This window comes from Streptomyces sp. NPDC017520 (assembly GCF_044329855.1).
In the GTDB taxonomy this organism is placed as follows: Bacteria; Actinomycetota; Actinomycetes; order Streptomycetales; family Streptomycetaceae; genus Streptomyces.
In genome coordinates this window covers 40,282-57,699 of record NZ_JBIRKB010000012.1, presented here as the reverse complement: position 1 = coordinate 57,699, position 17,418 = coordinate 40,282, and the positions used below count along the sequence as shown (strand labels likewise).

At 70.9% G+C, this 17,418-nt stretch carries 16 protein-coding genes and 1 tRNA gene; 12 read left to right on the top strand and 5 right to left on the bottom strand.

Annotated elements, in window-relative coordinates:
• The first annotated feature begins 104 nt into the window (after positions 1 to 104).
• Genes ACH4KB_RS26530 through ACH4KB_RS26515 form a run of 4 tightly spaced genes read left to right on the top strand, consistent with a single transcriptional unit; the run spans position 105 to position 2,794 of the window.
• Complete coding sequence (locus tag ACH4KB_RS26530) at positions 105 to 521, top strand: roadblock/LC7 domain-containing protein (protein ID WP_007447032.1); 417 nt, start codon at positions 105 to 107, stop codon at positions 519 to 521.
• On the top strand, positions 518 to 874 hold the full coding sequence (locus ACH4KB_RS26525; protein ID WP_398068405.1) for a DUF742 domain-containing protein: 357 nt from the start codon (positions 518 to 520) through the stop codon (positions 872 to 874). The genes ACH4KB_RS26530 and ACH4KB_RS26525 overlap by 4 nt, the downstream gene beginning before the upstream one ends.
• Complete coding sequence (locus tag ACH4KB_RS26520) at positions 855 to 1,469, top strand: GTP-binding protein (protein ID WP_398068404.1); 615 nt, start codon at positions 855 to 857, stop codon at positions 1,467 to 1,469. Before ACH4KB_RS26525 ends, ACH4KB_RS26520 begins: the two co-directional genes overlap by 20 nt.
• Entirely contained in the window at positions 1,466 to 2,794 is a 1,329-nt protein-coding gene (locus ACH4KB_RS26515; protein ID WP_398068403.1) for a cytochrome P450, read from the top strand. The genes ACH4KB_RS26520 and ACH4KB_RS26515 overlap by 4 nt, the downstream gene beginning before the upstream one ends.
• A 266-nt stretch (positions 2,795 to 3,060) precedes the next feature.
• On the opposite strand, the gene ACH4KB_RS26510 is transcribed toward ACH4KB_RS26515, so the two are convergent.
• The 4 genes from ACH4KB_RS26510 to ACH4KB_RS26495 form a co-directional block, all read right to left on the bottom strand.
• The gene (locus ACH4KB_RS26510; RefSeq protein WP_398068509.1) at positions 3,061 to 4,212 is read right to left on the bottom strand and encodes a cytochrome P450; all 1,152 of its coding nucleotides are present in this window, start codon (positions 4,210 to 4,212) and stop codon (positions 3,061 to 3,063) included.
• Between the two features lie 182 nt (positions 4,213 to 4,394).
• Positions 4,395 to 5,285: a cellulose-binding protein gene (locus ACH4KB_RS26505; RefSeq protein ID WP_398068402.1), complete on the bottom strand. Its 891-nt coding sequence runs from the start codon at positions 5,283 to 5,285 to the stop codon at positions 4,395 to 4,397.
• Positions 5,286 to 5,530: 245 nt separating this feature from the next.
• Positions 5,531 to 8,098: an SUKH-4 family immunity protein gene (locus ACH4KB_RS26500; protein WP_398068401.1), complete on the bottom strand. Its 2,568-nt coding sequence runs from the start codon at positions 8,096 to 8,098 to the stop codon at positions 5,531 to 5,533.
• A gap of 5 nt (positions 8,099 to 8,103) precedes the next feature.
• Positions 8,104 to 9,081 (bottom strand): SMI1/KNR4 family protein, encoded by a 978-nt coding sequence (locus tag ACH4KB_RS26495; protein ID WP_398068400.1) that lies wholly within the window; start codon positions 9,079 to 9,081, stop codon positions 8,104 to 8,106.
• A gap of 235 nt (positions 9,082 to 9,316) precedes the next feature.
• On the opposite strand from ACH4KB_RS26495, the gene ACH4KB_RS26490 reads away from it, so the two are divergent.
• On the top strand, positions 9,317 to 9,841 hold the full coding sequence (locus tag ACH4KB_RS26490; RefSeq protein ID WP_398068399.1) for a YwqJ-related putative deaminase: 525 nt from the start codon (positions 9,317 to 9,319) through the stop codon (positions 9,839 to 9,841).
• 10 nt (positions 9,842 to 9,851) lie between these two features.
• Complete coding sequence (locus ACH4KB_RS26485; protein ID WP_398068398.1) at positions 9,852 to 10,352, top strand: SUKH-3 domain-containing protein; 501 nt, start codon at positions 9,852 to 9,854, stop codon at positions 10,350 to 10,352.
• Positions 10,353 to 10,740: 388 nt separating this feature from the next.
• On the opposite strand, the gene ACH4KB_RS26480 is transcribed toward ACH4KB_RS26485, so the two are convergent.
• Positions 10,741 to 12,066, bottom strand: coding sequence for a sensor histidine kinase (locus ACH4KB_RS26480; RefSeq protein ID WP_398068397.1), 1,326 nt, complete (start codon positions 12,064 to 12,066; stop codon positions 10,741 to 10,743).
• 156 nt (positions 12,067 to 12,222) lie between these two features.
• Here ACH4KB_RS26480 and ACH4KB_RS26475 point away from each other — a divergent pair, with 156 nt between their 5' ends.
• From ACH4KB_RS26475 to pth, 6 genes are all read left to right on the top strand, one after another.
• The gene (locus ACH4KB_RS26475) at positions 12,223 to 13,095 is read left to right on the top strand and encodes a hypothetical protein (RefSeq protein WP_398068396.1); all 873 of its coding nucleotides are present in this window, start codon (positions 12,223 to 12,225) and stop codon (positions 13,093 to 13,095) included.
• Between the two features lie 7 nt (positions 13,096 to 13,102).
• Positions 13,103 to 13,175, top strand: a tRNA-Gln gene (locus ACH4KB_RS26470).
• A 107-nt stretch (positions 13,176 to 13,282) separates the two neighbouring features.
• Entirely contained in the window at positions 13,283 to 14,731 is a 1,449-nt protein-coding gene (gene glmU / locus ACH4KB_RS26465; RefSeq protein WP_398068395.1) for a bifunctional UDP-N-acetylglucosamine diphosphorylase/glucosamine-1-phosphate N-acetyltransferase GlmU, read from the top strand.
• A 119-nt stretch (positions 14,732 to 14,850) separates the two neighbouring features.
• A complete protein-coding gene (locus ACH4KB_RS26460; RefSeq protein ID WP_015609053.1) occupies positions 14,851 to 15,828 on the top strand; it encodes a ribose-phosphate diphosphokinase in 978 nt (325 codons plus the stop codon).
• A 207-nt stretch (positions 15,829 to 16,035) separates the two neighbouring features.
• Positions 16,036 to 16,620, top strand: coding sequence for a 50S ribosomal protein L25/general stress protein Ctc (locus tag ACH4KB_RS26455; RefSeq protein ID WP_398068394.1), 585 nt, complete (start codon positions 16,036 to 16,038; stop codon positions 16,618 to 16,620).
• A 172-nt stretch (positions 16,621 to 16,792) separates the two neighbouring features.
• Positions 16,793 to 17,386 (top strand): aminoacyl-tRNA hydrolase, encoded by a 594-nt coding sequence (pth, locus tag ACH4KB_RS26450; RefSeq protein ID WP_398068393.1) that lies wholly within the window; start codon positions 16,793 to 16,795, stop codon positions 17,384 to 17,386.
• Positions 17,387 to 17,418: the final 32 nt, after the last annotated feature.

Below are 17,418 nucleotides of genomic sequence, written 5' to 3'. Positions count from 1 at the left end.
CCCATCCGTTCGGTGTCCGGTCACCGGACGCGCTCGCTCGAACACCCGAGATTGGAGGTGCGGGCCCTCGCCGCTCCCCCGGCGCCACGGTCCCGTCACTCGTCATGCAGACCACAGACAACAGCCTCACCTGGCTCCTGCAGAGGCTCCTCGAGCAGACCCCCGGCACCCGGCACGCCCTGGCCCTGTCACGCGACGGGCTCAAGCTCTGCTGGACCGAGCACCTCACCCTCGACCAGGCCGATCAACTGGCGGCCATCTGCTCGGGCATGCAGGCGCTCGCCCAGGGCGCTTCCATCGAGTTCGGCGACAGCACCGGAGGCGTCCGGCACTCGATGACCGAGTTCCACGGCGGCCTGCTCTTCATCGTCGAAGCCGGTGAGGGCGCGCATCTGGCCGTCGTCGCCACGGAGGAGGCCGACCCCAGCGTGGTGGGCCACCAGATGACGGAGATGGTCGAGCAGATCGGCGAGCACCTGCGCGCCGCACCACGCGGCGAGGTGCCGAGGAGCGCGTCATGACCCTTCGCCCCGTCGACACCGGAGCTCCCGACCGGCTCTACACGGTCACCGGCGGACGGAGCCGCTCCGCGGACTCCTTCGACCTGGTGACCCTGGTCGTCAGCGAGTGCCGGCCCACCGCCGGAATGCAGTCGGAGCACGCGCGGATCCTCGACCTGTGCCGCCACCCGACCGCCGTCGTCGAGATCGCCGCCGAACTCTCGCTCCCCGTCACCGTGGTGCGCATCCTGCTCGACGACCTCCACGCCATGGGCCGCATCACCGCCCGCCACCCCCGCTCGGCCACCTCACCCAGCGCGCTCCCCGACTCCGACCTGCTGAAGGAGGTGCTCCATGGGCTCCGGAAGCTATGAGCTGCCCGCACAGCGCACCCCGCTGGCCGACGCCGCGGAAACCGGCCTGAAGATAGTCGTCGTCGGAGGATTCGGCGTCGGCAAGACCACGCTCGTCCACTCGGTGAGCGAGATCCGGCCGCTGAACACCGAAGAGGTGATGACGCAGGCGGGCGTCGGCGTCGACGAGACGGACGGCGTCGACGGCAAGACGACCACCACGGTCGCCTTCGACTTCGGGCGCATCAGCCTCAACGAGCGCATCGTGCTCTACCTGTTCGGCGCACCGGGCCAGGAGCGCTTCTGGTTCCTGTGGGACCGCCTGTTCTCCGGCACGCTCGGCGCCGTGGTCCTCGTGGACACCCGCCGCATGGACGACTCCTGGTACGCGATCGACCGGCTGGAACACCACGGCACCCCGTTCGTGGTGGCGGTCAACCGCTTCGACGACGACCTCGCCCACCCCCTCGACGAGATCCGTCAGGCCCTGGCGCTGCCCGAGCACATCCCGATGATCGACTGCGACGCCCGGGTCCGGCGGTCCAGCAAGAACGTACTGATCACGCTCGTCGACCATCTGCGCACGATGGCCATCGCCCGGGAGACGACACCATGAGCCCCTCCAGCACCTCCAGTTCCTCCAGTCCGTCCAGTCCGTCCAGTCCGTCCAGTTCCTCCAGTCCCTCCTTCGAGTCCCAGGCCCCCTCCGGCTGCCCGGTCGGTGCCGGTGGCGACGCCGGCGCGGTGCGGCTGTCCGGGGCCTCCTACCAGCAGACGCCCACCGAGCTCTACCGCTCGCTGCGACGGGAGCACGGGGCGGTGGCGCCGGTCCTGCTGGACGGTGACGTTCCGGCCTGGCTGGTCCTCGGCTACGCCGAACTGACCTACGTCACCACGCACGACGAACTGTTCGCGCGGGACTCACGCCGCTGGAACCAGTGGGAGACCATTCCCCCGGACTGGCCGCTGATGCCGTTCGTCGGCTACCAGCCGTCGGTGCTCTTCACCGAGGGAGACGAGCACCGGCGCAGGGCCGGCGTCATCACCGAAGCCCTCGAAGGCATCGACCAGTTCGAGCTGGCACGCGACTGCCGGCGCATCGCCGACCGGCTCATCGCGGAGTTCGCCGGAAGCGGCCGGACGGAGCTGATGAGCAGTTACGTCCACGCCCTGCCGATGCGGGCCGTGGTCCAGATGTGCGGCATGCCGGTGTCGGGCTCCGACACCCAGCAGTTGGTGGACGACCTGCGCATCTCGCTCGACGCCGGCGAGGGCGACGACCCGGTGGCGGCCTACGGACGCGTCGGCGACCGGCTGCGCCAACTGGTCAAGGACAAGCGGGCGGCACCCGGCACCGACGTCACCTCCCGCATGGTGACGCACGGGGCCGGCCTCACGGACGAGGAGATCGTCCAGGACCTGATCTCGGTGATCGCCGCCGCCCAGCAGCCCACCGCGAACTGGATCTGCAACACACTGCGGTTGCTCCTGACGGACGAACGCTTCGCGCTGAACGTCTCCGGCGGGCGGCTCAGCGTCGGCGAGGCGCTCAACGAGGTGCTGTGGCTCGACACCCCGACGCAGAACTTCATCGGCCGCTGGGCCGTACGGGACACCCAGCTCGGCGGCCGGCACATCCGGGCGGGCGACTGCCTGGTCCTCGGGCTCGCCGCGGCCAACACCGACCCGGAGATCTGGCCGGAGAGTTACGTCGGCGCCGAGAACTCCGCGCACCTGTCGTTCAGCGGTGGTGAACACCGCTGCCCCTACCCCGCGCCGCTGCTGGCCGACGTGATGGCCCGTACGGCGGTGGAGACGCTGCTGGAACAGCTGCCGGACCTGATGCTGGCGGTCGAGCCGACGGAGCTCTCCTGGCGTCCCTCGATCTGGATGCGCGGGCTGTCGACGCTGCCGGTCCAGTTCAGTCCGATGGCGCACTAGCGGCGGCCCCGTCGCGGTGCGAGTGGGGCGCAGAAACGGGCCCGTCGCGGTGCGAGCGGCCGGAGTCCGTGGCGGGTCCGTCGCGGTGCGAGCGGGGTCGCAGTCCCTCGCGGCGCGAGCGGCCGGAGTCCGTGGCGGGTCCGTCGCGGTGCGAGCGGGGTCGCAGTCCGTCGCGGCGCGAGCGGCCGGAGTCCGTGGCGGGTCCGGCCGCTCGGGTCGACGTCGACGTTCCGGTCAGCCGGACAGTCGGACAGTCGGCGTTCCGGTCAGCCGGACACCGGCGTGAAGCGGACCGGCAGGCTCTGCGGCCCTCGGGTGAAGACGCCCCGCTCGACCGGGTCGAAGCCGTCGGCCAGCCGCAGATCCGGCATCGCGTCCAGCAACTGGCCCACACCGATCTCGACCTCGGCCTTGGCCAGCAGAGCACCGACGCAGAAGTGCCGACCGAGCGCGAAGGCCAGATGATCGGCCGCCGCCGAGAAGGCGTTCGTGGCGGTCAGGTCCTCGCGGAAGATGTCGAAGTCGTCGGGGTTCCGGTAGCGGTCCCCGTCACGGTTGGCGGCGCCTATCAGGCAGGTGACGGTGGAACCCGCCGGTACGGTGCCACCGCTCAGCTCCACCTCCGTCGCCGACTGCCGCATGATCATGTGGACCGGCGGTGTGTAGCGCAGCGTCTCGGCGAAAGCGCGGGGTATCAGGGTGCGATCGGCGCGGACCGCTTCCAACTGCTCCGGGTGGTTCAGCAGATTGGCGAAAATGCCGGCGATGGCCTTGTCGGTGGTCTCTCCCCCGGCGGCCAGCAGCAGACTGCAGAACGCCTTGATGTCCTCGTCGCCCATCCGGACGCCGTCGACCTCCGCGGTGCACAGGGTCGACAACAGATCGTCGCCCGGCTCCTCCCGCCGCTTCCGGATGATCGGCAGCATGTACTCGGCGAACTCGACGCGCGTACGCTCACCGGCCCGGGTCACCTCCGGATCACCGGAGAGATTGCCGAGGAACGCGATGACAGCCGTGTACCAGCCGTGAAATCGCCCATAGTCCGACTTGTCCAGTCCGAGCATGTCGGCAATGACGTTGACGGGAAAACGGGTGGCATAGTCGGTGACCAGATCGACGGAACCCGCATCGCGGAACTTGTCGATCAATTCGCGCGAATTGCGCTCGATGACCGGTAAAAACTTCTCGCGCAGGTCGCTGCCCCGGAAGGCCGGCGCGACCAGGGCCCGGCGCACCGCGTGCTCGCGCCCGCTGAGCTGGAGAATCGTCCGCCCGTGCACGGGCTCGATCTGCCAGTCATAGTTCTGGGTGGTGAATTCGCCTTCTTTGTCCTTGAAGACGCGCTCGACGTCCTCGTAACGCGAGACGATGTAACTCCTGGTGGCCTCGTGCCACATCAGAGGCGTGTCCTGACGCATCAGGCGATACGCCCGATACGGATCTTTCTCGAACTCCGGTGACAAAATGTCCGGCGCTGGGACCGACATGCACACTCCCTGCTGAACGGGGAACGGAAACGTGGGAACTGAACGCTTCCATCACCTCCTGAGAACACGCGTTCGTCAAGAGTTGCCACCCGTTGCGACCCGCCGGGCCCCGTTCAGTCCTCCGACGCCACCCGCCCCGTCAGCGCCGCCAGCGAGCTGCGCACATGCGCCATGTGCGCCTGGGCCTCCTCGCGGCCCTCCTCGTGCTCCCGCAGGATCCGCTCCGTCTCCCGCACCACCCGCTCCTCGCGGACCCGCGCCTCGGCCAGCAGCTCCGCCGCCCGCGCCTCCGCGTCCTCCTGGCCGTGCCGGGCCGCCTCCTGCGCGGCGGCGAGGTCCCGGCCCGCCTCCGCGAGCAACGCCTCGGCCCGCTCGGTCAGCTCCGCATACCGGGCCTCCAACGCCGCCTCCTCGGCAGCCAGTTCGGCCTCGGCCGCCTTGCGGCGCTCCGCGTGCTCCTGCTCCTGGTGGGCCAGCACGCTCGCCGTACGGTCACGGGTCGCCGCCATCGCGGAAGCGGCCGCCGCCCGCACCTCCTCGGCGTCCTGCCTGGCCTCGGCGAGCAGGCCCTCCGCCTCCCGGACCGCCGCGGCCACCCGCTCCTCGGCCGCCCGGTCCGCCGCCGCACGCACCTCGCCGGCCGCCTCGCGCGCCGCGTCCCCGGCCGTCCGGCCCGCCGCCTCGGCCGCGTCCCGCAGCGCCTGCCCCGCCGCGACCGCCTCGGCGTCCAGCGCCTCCGCCTCGCTCACGGCCAACGCCAGGATCCGCTGAGCCCGCTCCCCCAGTTCCGCGTAGTCCTGCACGGGCAGCGTCGCGACGGCCTCCGCCAGCCGGGCGGACTCGGCGAGCAGCTCCTCCACCCGGCCCGTCAGCCGCGCGAGCTCGTCGAGCGCCCCGTCCCGCTCGGCGATCAGGGCGGCCGTCACCCGGTCCACCTGCTCCGGGCGGTAGCCACGCCCCCGCACCCCGACGACGTCGTACGCGGACCCCGGTCCAGCACTCATCCTGAAACCTCTCTCCGACCCGCCGACACGCCCTGCCACGCTCCGACACCCGTAACACGTCAAGGATGCGGCAATTGGTGCCGGAAGTCGGAATCGATCAGCCGCATTCAGGCCGGAAGCGACCGGCATCACAGACCCGGGCGAACCGGTGATGATCGGCCAGACGCCCCGGAACACGCGAGGCGCCCGGGCCCTTCCGGGTCCGGGCGCTTCGTACGCACTCGCCGCTCAACTCCGCGTACGGCTCAGATCAGGCCGTCCCACATCTGCTCCAGCAGCACCGACCACCAGCTCTCCGGCGACGCCAGCGCCGCCGGGTCCAGCGCCACCAGCTGTGCCTGGAAATCGACGGTCCAGCGGCCCGCCTGCTCCGGGTTCAGGCCGAACCGCAGCCGCCACATCCGGCCCAGCAACGCCATCGACCGCACGAATTCCGGCAGCCCGGTGTTCACGAACTGCGGCGGCACCGACTGACCGCCGGGCCCCGCCTCCACCGGCACGGCCACGATGTTCGCCGTCCCGTACTGCACACAGATCGCCCGGCCGAAGTCCGTGCCCATCACCAGATACGACCCCGCGTCCGGCGCGGCCTGCACCTGACGCTGCGCCGCCAGCTCGCCCAGCGTCGGCACCACCGGCTGCCCGGGCTGCGCCCAGAAGAACGGCCCGAAATCGGCGGGCAGCCCCGCCCACACCAGGGTGCGCGCGACGACCTCCGGCACCCCCTGACGGGACACCGCCCGCTGGTCGAACCGCAGGATGCCCTGCGGCCCGAACGCCTGAGCCAGCTCCTCGGCCACCGCCTCCGGCGGCAGCGCGGGCGCGGGCGGCATCTGCGGCAGCGGCGCCCGCACCGGCGCGGGCCGCGCCGGACCGTCCGCGACCTGGTGCAGCTCGCCCTGGTGCGTCAGCAGATGCTGCATGCCCTGCTGACGACTGGCGTGATCCGTGCCGTACGGGGCGACGCTGGTGATCCGCACCTGCGGCCAGGTCTCCCGGATCATCCGGGCGCAGTACCCGCCCGGCAGCTCACAGGACTCCAGCTCGGTGTGCAGCTCGATGACCTGCTGCGGCGGCACGTTCATCGCCCGCAGCTCGTGCAGCATCTGCCACTCGGGGTGCGGGGTGCCCGGCGCCGAACGGCGGATCAGCTGCTGCTCGCTGCCGTCCGGAGCCCGGAACCGCAGCACGGCCTGGTAGCCGGGGCCCACGGTCGGCTGACCGTTGGGCTGCTGCGGATAGCCGTACGCCGGGGGCGGCGGGGTGTGCGGCCCCGGCGGCGGTGTGTGCCCACCGGGCGGCGGACCGGGCGGACCCGGCGGCTGCGGTACGGGACCGGGGGCCCCGGCCGGCGAAGCGCCAGGAGCCCCGGGAGGACCGGGAGGGCCGGGAGGGTTGGGAGGACCGGGCGGCCCGACCTGCCCCGGAGCCGCGAACATCGTCTCCGCGTGGTGCACCCCACCACCGGGAGGCGGCGTGGATCCGGGCGGCGGACCCGGCGGACCGGGAGGCTGCGGCGCACCCGGAACACCGGGCGGGCCAGGAGGCTGCGGGACCCCCGGGGCACCGGGCGGACCCGGCGGCCTGGGCGCACCCGCGACGCCCGCACCGATGCTGCTCCCGTCCGCGAACATCGTCGCGGCATGGTGCATCCCCCCGCCCGGAGGCGGCGTGGAACCAGGAGGACCGGGAGGCCCCGGAGGCCCAGGAGGGCCGGGCGGCGGGGTGGGACCCGGCGGCGGGGTGGCACCGGGCGGGCCGGGCGGACCGAGCTGGGACACGAGCTGCGTCGGGAGGTACCCGCCCGCCGGAGCACCGGGCGCACCCGGACCCGAAGGCGGCGGCGTCGCACCGGGCGGCATCCCGGGAACCCCCGGGGCACCGGGCGGCGGCGGCGTCGACGAACCGGCCCCCCGAGCCCCGCGCGGCGGCACGACCGCCTTGCTGGTGGCCGCGTCCGCGATGTCACCGGCCCCACCCGGGGGGCCCTGGTCCGGGCGGAGCGCCTGCGCCACCTGCGTACGTGGCAGCTGACTGCCCCCGGACATCAGGGCCGTGGGCGCCTCCGCCGGAACGACCGGCGGCGGAGCCTCCTCGTCGTCCGTGCCCGACAGCGGCGGCGCGAACACCGTCGCCGGCAGCGGAACCGCCCCGTCGTCGGAGTCCGAGTTGGTGTCCGTACCCGCCCAGGGGGTCGCCCCCGCAGGCACACCGTCGGAGGCCGTGGGCTCGTGGGCGTCGCCACCACCGGCAGCCGGCCACGAAGCGGCGGAACCCCCGCCCGAAGCGGGCGAGGAAAGCGGCGGCGACGCGTCCGCGACACCGGAGGACACGGAGCCGGGGCCGGGCTCGGGAACGGAAGCGGCAGGGGCAACGGGCGCACCGGAGGCAGCCGCGGCAGCCTCCGCCGACTCCCGCCGCTCCGCACGATGATCCGGAATCCCCAGCTTGTCCGCCGCCTCCTGGAGCCACTCCGGCGGCGTCAACAGGAACGACGTCTGATTCAGATCCACCCGCTGCGGCGGCTCGGGAGCCGCGACCGGCGCACCGGCCGGAGTCCCGTACTCCTCCTCGTACCGCCGGATCACCTCACCCACCGGCAACCCCGGCCACAACGTCGCCTCACCGCTGTCCCGCGCGATCACCAACCGCTGACGGCCCCCGTCCGACACGGGGCCCTCCGCCCGGTCCTCGGCCCACACCACGAAACCCAGCTCGAACTCACGTACCCGCACCTCACGGTGCTGATACGCGGGCACGTCACCGTTGACCCACTCGTCCGCCCGCTCCTGCGCCTGCGCGAAAGTCACCACCGCGCTCACCCCTCCACCGGGACGGCGCGCGCGAAGCCACCGTCCACCATCAGGTTCGCCACGGTCTCCAGCTCCGGCGGATTGCCCGCCAACCGCTGGAGAAAGGCGTCGAAGTCCGCACCGCAGGGCAGCAACAGCCGCTCCACACGCTCCTGGACACTCCAGCCGTCCTGGTCCCGGGCATCGTCGTACGGGCAGAACCACACCGAACCAAGGTCCTGGCCGCGCACCTTCACGGCGAGAATCCCGCCCTGGACGAACGCAACGCCCAGGAAATCCTTGGTGAAATGATCCCGCAGACACTTGTTCACATACACCAGATCGTTCACCGCGGCCTCGTCACGCACCGTGAAGAACGGCTGGTCCACCAGCAGCCCCAGCTCCGCGTCCAACGCCGCGCCCACCGGGGCCGAACCACCCGCCGCCTTCAGGAACGAGCGGTACGCACCCGGCAACCGGTAGCCGAGATCCTCCTCGACGCCCTGGACCTGCTGCTCGCTCACCGCGGCCGCCCCCCTGGGCAGCCGGAAGTGCACCGGGCGGGTCTCCTGCAACGGGCGGGTACCACGCCGGTTCTGATCCACGCCCGTACCCGCCAGACCGCCGTGATGACGCAGCAGCGCCTTCACCTCGACCGGCACCAACTCCATCCGCCGGCCACCCGGCACGTGATGCCAGGTCCAGCCGTGCGGGGTCGCCACCGCGGGAATCGTGTCCCACAGGTCATGACCGCTCGCCGCCAACGCCGCGTTCGCCGACACATAGTCGGTGAGGCGCAGCTCATCGATACCGAAGCCCGGAGGCGGATCGGCGATCTCGGCGGCGGCACGCGCGTACGGCGAAAGAACCGGGTAGCCGCTCCCGTCCATCCGCACCCCTCTGGGGTGACGGGACGCCCGGACCGGGTCCGGGAAGTTCACGACCTGCCCGGCGTAGGCGGCGTTCGGTGGCGCGGCTTGCTGCCCGAGCCGACCTGTCGTCATGGCTGTTGCCCCCTGCTGCGTCCGGTGTTCCGCACAGCCTAAGCGGTGGGGCGACAGGGGATCCCGTCCCGCCGAATCCATCACGAACGGTCACATTCGCGTGACGGTGAGGCGACAGACCCGCACCTTCGGGCGACACGCAGACACGTTTCCCCGACCCAGCTTCCCCACCACCTGGCACATTTGGCAGGCTGTCCCCGCAACTCGGGGGATTGCAGGGAGGGACGCCAACACGATGCATTCCACACAAACCGTCACAACAGGGGATCCGCGCCTCAGCTGGAGCAGCACCGAGACCAGCCGTACACCCCGACTGATCCACCGCCGCGACGGGATTCTCCCCGCCGTGGCCGCCGCGCTGTCCGTACGCGGCGAGACGCTGACCTGCACCGCCGGCAAGGGGGACCAGCCACCGGTGCTGCACCCACTCGTCCAGGACTTCCTCGACACCCTCACCAGCGGCCAGCGCGAACGCTTCACCGGCCGCTGCCCCGAAGCCATACTGCTCTCCCGCCAGCTCACCGCCGCCGAGAGCGGACGCTCCAAACGCGCCCAACGAAAACCCCTGACCAACGGGGAAGCGCGCCGCGCGCTCAAACACTCCCGGCTCACCACCCGCCGCATCCGCGAGGACGGCGACCCCCTCCACGGCAGCTACGCACCACCCTGCCGGTCCTGCTCCGCACTCCTGTCCCACTTCGGCGTACGCCCCGTCGACCTGACCTCCACCGGCGCCGCGACCACCGCCGAGAAGGGCTGACCGCCCACCGATGCACGACCGCCAGCAGCACTCCTCCACCCGCTTCCCCGTCGCCGTCGACGCCGCCCTGCGCGAAGCGGGCTGGCAGCCCGGACGCTGGGACATCCGCCAGGCCGAGGAATGGGCCGACACCCTGCGCTCCCACGCCTCCCCGGCCGGCCACCAGCACGCGGTCTTCCCGGCCGCGGTCGAGGCCTGGGCGGAGTTCGGCGGCCTCCACATCACCGCGTCCGCACCCGGCCGCCAGATCGCGCCCGCCGCAGTGCGCATCGACCCGCTCAGCGGCCTCCACCTGGCGCGGACCCTCGCGGACCTCGGCCGCGCCCTGGAGACGGAGGTCAGCCCGCTCGGGGCGGAGGGCGAGGAGCAGGCGGTCCTGGCGATCGACGCGGAGGGCCGGGTGTACAGCATCGACCACACGGGGGACTGGTTCCTGGGCCAGGACATCGACGAGGCCCTGGCCACCCTGGTGACCGGCACCCAGCCGGCCCGCCTGACCTCGTCACCCTGACCCCCACGTACCGGGCCGGGCCGACGTACGAGGACGGCCTCGGCCGCCCCCTCCAGCCCGTCGGACGCTCGACGACAACCCCGGCCGCCGCCCACTCCAGCCCGTCCGGCGTTTGAGGACGGAACCGTCGCTCGGGACGAACGGGCACCATCGCTTCCCGGACATGGAGGGGCACCATCGCTTCCCGGACACGGAAGGGCCGCCGCTCCCCACGCCCAGGGTTCCGTCCTCAAACGCCGGACGGGCTGGAAGGTGCGGCCCCACGCAAGCGGGGCGAAGCGGGTGGCCAACGCCGGACGGGCTGAAACGGGCGGCCCTCCACGCAAGCGGGCCGAAGTAGGCAGCCCACGCCGGGCAGGCTGAACGGTACGGCCCACACACCTCGGCCTCAGGCGTCGCCCAACGCGTCCGGGAGCACCGCCGAAACCCGGAAGCCCCCCGCGTCCGTGGGACCGGACACGAACACACCCCCCAGCCCCAACACCCGCTCCCGCATCCCCACCAGCCCGTTCCCCCCGCTCGGCAGCCCCGCATCCGCCGCCGCCGAGTCCGAAGGACCGTTCTCCACCTGCATCGCGACCTCGGCCTCCCGATGCGCGAGCCGTACCCACGTCTTCGCGCCCGCCGCATGCTTGTGCACGTTCGTCAGCGCCTCCTGCACCACCCGGAACGCCGTCTGCTCGACCTCCGGCGGATACGGCCGCGCATCACCGTCCACCGACAACTCCACGACCATCCCCGCCTGCCGCGACTGCGCCACCAACGCCTCCAGCTCATGCAGCCGGGGCCCGTCCTCGGACGCGGCAGCGGCAGCCGCCGCGACAGCCGCCTTCCGCACCGACGCCAGCGGAACCGCCCCCGCGGCGGCCGGCGCGGTCAACGCGTCCCCCGTGCGCAACACCCCCAACATCTCGCGCAACTCCGTCAGCGCCTGCCGGCCCATGTCCCCGACCAGCGCCGCGTTACGCACGGCCTTCGCCGGATCCTTCGGCGCGACCGCCTGGAGAGCCGCGGCATGGACCACCATCAGGCTCACCCGGTGCGCCACCACGTCGTGCATCTCCCGGGCGATCCGCGTCCGCTCCTCCGTACGCGCCCACTCGGCCCGCTCCTCGGCCCGGTCCGCGAGCAGCGACAGCTCCCGCTCCAGCGAATCGGCCCGCTCCCGCAGGCTCTCCATCAGACGGCGTCTGGCCCCTATGTAGAGGCCGAACAGCACGGACGGGGCCGTGAGCCCCACCGCCATGAAGCCGGACATCAGCGGGACGTACCAGTCCCCCGGCCCAAAGTCGGCCTGCTCCGCCACGCTCTGCCGCAGCCGCACCCAGGTGACGATGAACGTCCCCACCAGCGCCATCCCCGCCAGCACGACGGTGATCCGGCGCGGCACCTCGGACGCGGCCAGCGTGTAGAGGCCCACGAGGGCCATCAGGAAGCCCATCTCGGCGGGCGTCATCGCGATCGTCACGAGCACCACCGCGATCGGCCACCGCCGGCGCACCAGCAGCACCGAACCCGCCAACAGCCCGAACACCACGCCCACCGGCACCGGCATCCCGGTGTTCCCGGCGAACTCCACCCCCTCCAGGCCACACTCCAGCGCCGACACCAGCGCCAGTCCCACGTCCAGGGCGACACCACGTCGCCGCTCCCACCACCAGTAGCCGCGGGTGGTCGATCCCGCCGCTTCCCGGTCTGCCCCCGTTGCGGTCATGGCATCCAGCCTACGGGCGGACGCATCCCAATTTCGGGTGACCGGCAACAGCACGTTCCGCGTTCGAACAAGCACGAAACGCATGCCGATCGCCTGAAATGGCGAATCGACAGCACTTTCGACCCGGACGTCCGCATTCCGGACGACGATCCCCGTATGACGGAAACCACAGGCAAGTACGCCGACTTCGAGGGCCTGCGCGAGCGCGCGGTGGCGCTGCGCCGGGAGGGGCTCAGCCGCCGCCAGATCCGCGACCGGCTCCACGTCGACAACAACGACATCCTCAACCGGCTGCTCCAGGGCGAGCCCGCCCCCGAGTGGACGAAGCGCCCGAACGCCAAGGACGACGTACGGGCGAAAGCCCGGGAGCTGCGGCTCCAGGGCATGACCTACGACCAGATCCAGGTGGAGCTGGGGTGCTCCAAGGGGTCCATCTCACTGTGGGTGCGGGATCTGCCGAAGCCGGAGCCACGCACAAAGGAAGAAGCGTCAGCGATCGCGAGGCGGGGATGGGAAGCGACCCTGCAACGACGCGAGACAGAGCGCCAGGCGGCCAAGGGAGCAGCAGAGCGTGAGATCGGCGCCTTGTCGGAACGTGAACTGTTTCTCTTGGGCGTCGGGCTGTATTGGGCCGAGGGCACCAAGGACAAGCCTCATGCGCGCCGGGAACGCGTGGCCTTCGTGAACAGCGACCCCGACATGATCCAGGTCTTCCTGGCCTGGCTCACCCTTCTCAAGGTCGACCACGACCGGCTTCGCTTCCACGTGATGATCCACGAATCGGCCGATGTGCCCTCAGCCCTGGACTACTGGGCAGATCTCGCTGGGACCGACGTCGCATCGTTCGGCAAGACCACACTCAAGAAGCACAACCCGAAGACCAACCGCAAGAACGTCGGCACGGACTATCGCGGCTGTCTGGTGATCCAGGTCCGACAAAGCGCTGACCTCTACCGTCGCATCGAAGGGTGGTGGTGCGGCATAGTAGACGGCAGCGTTCTCGGGCAGGGTCTCACCTTGCCCGGCTGACGCATGTTCCGCCGTAGTGTAATTGGCAGCACGGCACCCTTTGGAGGTGTTCGGTCTAGGTTCGAGTCCTAGCGGCGGAGCGGCTTCGCGGGCCCCGACCACACCGGTCGGGGCCCGCCCCCGTTTCCACCGGAAACACCCCCGGTATCCTGCGGATGACCACCACCCGAAGCCGAAGGGCACATCCGTGAGCGCAACCAGCCCGGCAGCCGTCGTCGTCCTCGCAGCGGGTGAGGGCACCCGCATGAAGTCGAAGACCCCCAAGGTCCTGCACGAGATCTCCGGGCGCTCGCTCGTCGGACATGTCGTCGCTGCCGCCCGTGAGCTGGACCCCCAGCACCTCGTCGTGGTCGTCGGCCACGCCAGCGAGCAGGTCACCGCGCACCTGAACGCCGGCGACGCCCCCGTGCGCACCGCGTTCCAGGCCGAGCAGAACGGGACCGGTCACGCCGTCCGCATGGGTCTTGAGGAGCTGGGCGGGGCCGTCGACGGGACCGTGATCGTCGTGTGCGGCGACACCCCCCTGCTGTCCGGCGAGACGCTCGGCGCGCTCGCCGCCACCCACGCCGCCGACGCCAACGCGGTCACCGTCCTGAGCGCCGAGGTCCCCGACTCCACCGGGTACGGGCGCATCGTGCGCGACCCCGCCACCGGTGCGGTCACCGAGATCGTCGAGCACAAGGACGCCACCGACGAGCAGCGGGCGATCCGGGAGATCAACTCCGGGGTGTTCGCGTTCGACGGGCGGCTGCTGGGCGAGGCGCTGGGCAAGGTGCGCACCGACAACAGCCAGGGCGAGGAGTACCTCACCGACGTGCTGTCCATCCTGCGCGAGGCCGGGCACCGGGTCGGGGCCTCCGTGGCGGGCGACCACCGGGAGATCCTCGGCATCAACAACCGGCTCCAGTTGGCGCAGGCTCGCCGGCTGCTCAACGAGCGGCTGCTGGAGCGGGCGATGCTCGCGGGCGTGACCGTGGTGGACCCGTCGTCCACGCTGATCGACGCGACGGTGACGTACGAGCGGGACGCTGTCGTGCACCCGGGGACCCAGCTGCTGGGGACCACGCACCTCGCGGAGGACAGCGAGGTGGGGCCGAACTCGCGGATCGAGAGCACCGTCGTCGGGGCCGGCGCCCGGGTGGACAACTCCGTGACGGACTCGGCCGAGATCGGGGCGGGGGCGCTGGTGGGCCCGTACGCCTACCTGCGGCCGGGCACCCGGCTGGGGACGAAGGCCAAGGCCGGTACGTACGTGGAGATGAAGAACGCGACGATCGGGGAAGGGACCAAGGTCCCGCACCTGAGTTACGTCGGGGACGCGACGATCGGTGATCACACCAACATCGGTGCGGCGAGCGTCTTCGTGAACTACGACGGTGTCGCGAAGCACCACACGACGATCGGCTCTCACTGCCGTACTGGTTCGGACAATATGTTTGTGGCACCGGTCACGGTGGGGGACGGGGTCTACACCGCCGCCGGGTCGGTCATCACGAAGGACGTGCCCGCCGGTTCGCTGGCCGTGGCGCGGGGCCAGCAGCGGAATATCGAGGGTTGGGTGGCCCGGAAGCGGCCGGGCAGCGCGGCCGCGCAGGCGGCTCAGGCGTCGTCGCAGGAGACCGACGGGCAAAGCTGACCGGAAACAGGTGCGCCGGTGACGGCGTACCGTGATAGATGCTCACCCATTTCGGCTGGCTCGTTGCACATCGGGACCTATGCGTGCAGCGCCAGATACACGTCTGAGGAGACTGTGCTGTGACCGGGATCAAGACGACCGGCGAGAAGAAACTGATGCTCTTCTCCGGCCGCGCCCACCCCGAGCTTGCCGAGGAGGTCGCCCATCAGCTGGGAGTCGGTCTCGTGCCGACGAAGGCCTTCGATTTCGCCAACGGTGAGATCTATGTGCGGTTCCAGGAGTCGGCACGTGGCGCGGACTGCTTCCTGATCCAGAGCCACACGGCTCCGATCAACAAGTGGATCATGGAGCAGTTGATCATGCTGGACGCGCTGAAGCGCGCTTCGGCCCGCTCCATCACGGTGATCGTGCCGTTCTACGGCTATGCCCGTCAGGACAAGAAGCACCGTGGCCGTGAGCCGATCTCGGCGCGCATGGTGGCGGATCTGATGGCGACGGCGGGTGCGGACCGGATCCTCACCGTCGACCTGCACACGGACCAGATCCAGGGCTTCTTCGACGGCCCGGTGGACCACCTGTTCGCGCTGCCGATCCTGGCGGACTACGTGGGTGCGAAGGTCGACCGTTCCAAGCTGACGATCGTGTCGCCGGACGCGGGTCGGGTGCGGGTCGCCGACCGTTGGTGCGACCGGCTGGACGCGCCGCTGGCGATCGTGCACAAGCGTCGTGACAAGGACGTGCCGAACCAGGTCTCGGTGCACGAGGTCGTGGGCAACGTCGAGGGCCGGGTCTGTGTGCTGGTCGACGACATGATCGACACCGGTGGCACGATCTGTGCCGCGGCGGACGCGCTGTTCGCGCACGGTGCGGAGGACGTCATCGTGACGGCGACGCACGGGGTGCTGTCGGGTCCGGCGGCGGACCGGCTGAAGAACTCGAAGGTGAGCGAGTTCGTGTTCACGGACACGCTGCCGACCCCGGGTGAGCTGGAGCTGGACAAGATCACGGTGCTGTCGATCGCGCCGACGATCGCGCGTGCGGTGCGTGAGGTGTTCGAGGACGGTTCGGTGACGAGCCTCTTCGAGGAGCAGGGCTGACAGCGGTGACGATCACCCTCGGGTGATCCACTTTGGGGTGCGGCCTCCCCGCCGGGTAGACTCAGCGAGTTGCTCGGCGAGGGAGGCCGTACCTGTGTGTACGGCGGTCCGTTATCGACGCGCTCTTCGTAGCAGGCCTGTCGTGGGCCGGGTGACCGTTCGTGTTCCGTCTCCCGACGGCTCACCCACCTGACGAGGAGTGCAACCATGGCTGAGATCAAGCTCGCCACCGAGGTCCGTACCGAGTTCGGCAAGGGCTCCGCCCGCCGTGTGCGTCGTGCCAACCGTGTTCCCGCGGTCGTCTACGGCCACGGCGCCGAGCCGGTCCACGTCACGCTGCCGGGCCACGAGCTGCTGCTGGCGCTGCGTACGGCCAACGTCCTCATCGGTCTGGAGATCGACGGCAAGGACATGCTGGTCATCCCGAAGGCTGTGCAGCGTCACCCCCTCCGGAGCACCATCGAGCATGTCGACCTGCTGACCGTGAAGCGCGGCGAGAAGGTCAACGTCGAGATCGCGGTGCACGCCGAGGGCGACCTGGCGCCGGGCGCCAACCTTCTCGAGTTCGTGCTGAACACGCTGCTCGTCGAGGCCGAGGCCACCCACATCCCCGAGTCCGTGACGGTCTCCGTCGCGGGCCTGGACGCCGGTGACTCGATCCTCGCCAAGGACATCGCGCTGCCGAAGGGCTCCGTGCTCGCCGGTGACGAGGACGCCGTCGTGATCCAGGTCGTCGCCGCGCAGGCCGAGGAGCCGTCCGCGGGCGAGGCCGGCGAGACCACCGAGGCCTGAGCCGCACCGCTCACCGTTCCACCTGCTTGACTGACGGGGTGGTGGTTCCCTTTCGGGAGCCGCCGCCCCGTTTGCCTGCCGTCCCGGCCCTACGTTCCGTACCTGCCGTACGGGCCGTCCCTGTTGTCCCTGCCGTCCCTGTTGTCCCTGCGTGCGAGGAGACCGAGCGCTGATGTCCGACGCCACCGAACCCTGGCTCATCGTGGGCCTGGGCAATCCGGGTCCCGACTACGCGGCGAACCGGCACAACGTCGGGTTCATGGTCGCCGATCTGCTGGCGACGCGGATCGGCGGGAAGTTCAAGCGGGCGCAGAAGGCGCAGGCGCAGGTCGTGGAGGGGCGGATGGGTCCGCCGGGTCCGGGGAGCCGTCGGGTGGTCCTGGTGAAGCCGATGTCGTACATGAATCTGTCGGGCGGGCCGGTGACGGCGTTGCGGGACTTCTACAAGGTGCCGACGGATCATGTCGTGGCGGTCCATGACGAGTTGGACGTCGATTACGGGATGCTGCGGTTGAAGCTGGGTGGCGGCGACAACGGGCACAACGGGCTGAAGTCGATGACGAAGGCGATGGGTCCGGACTATCACCGGGTGCGGTTCGGGATCGGGCGGCCGCCGGGGCGGATGCAGGTGGCGGATTTCGTGTTGAAGGACTTCTCGTCGACCGAGCGCAAGGAGCTGGCGTTCCTGGTGGACCGGTCGGCGGACGCGGTGGAGTGTCTGCTGGCGGAGGGGCTGGAGCGGGCGCAGAGCGCGTACAACTCCTGACCGGCCGCCCGGATGGGTGCGACTGTACGATC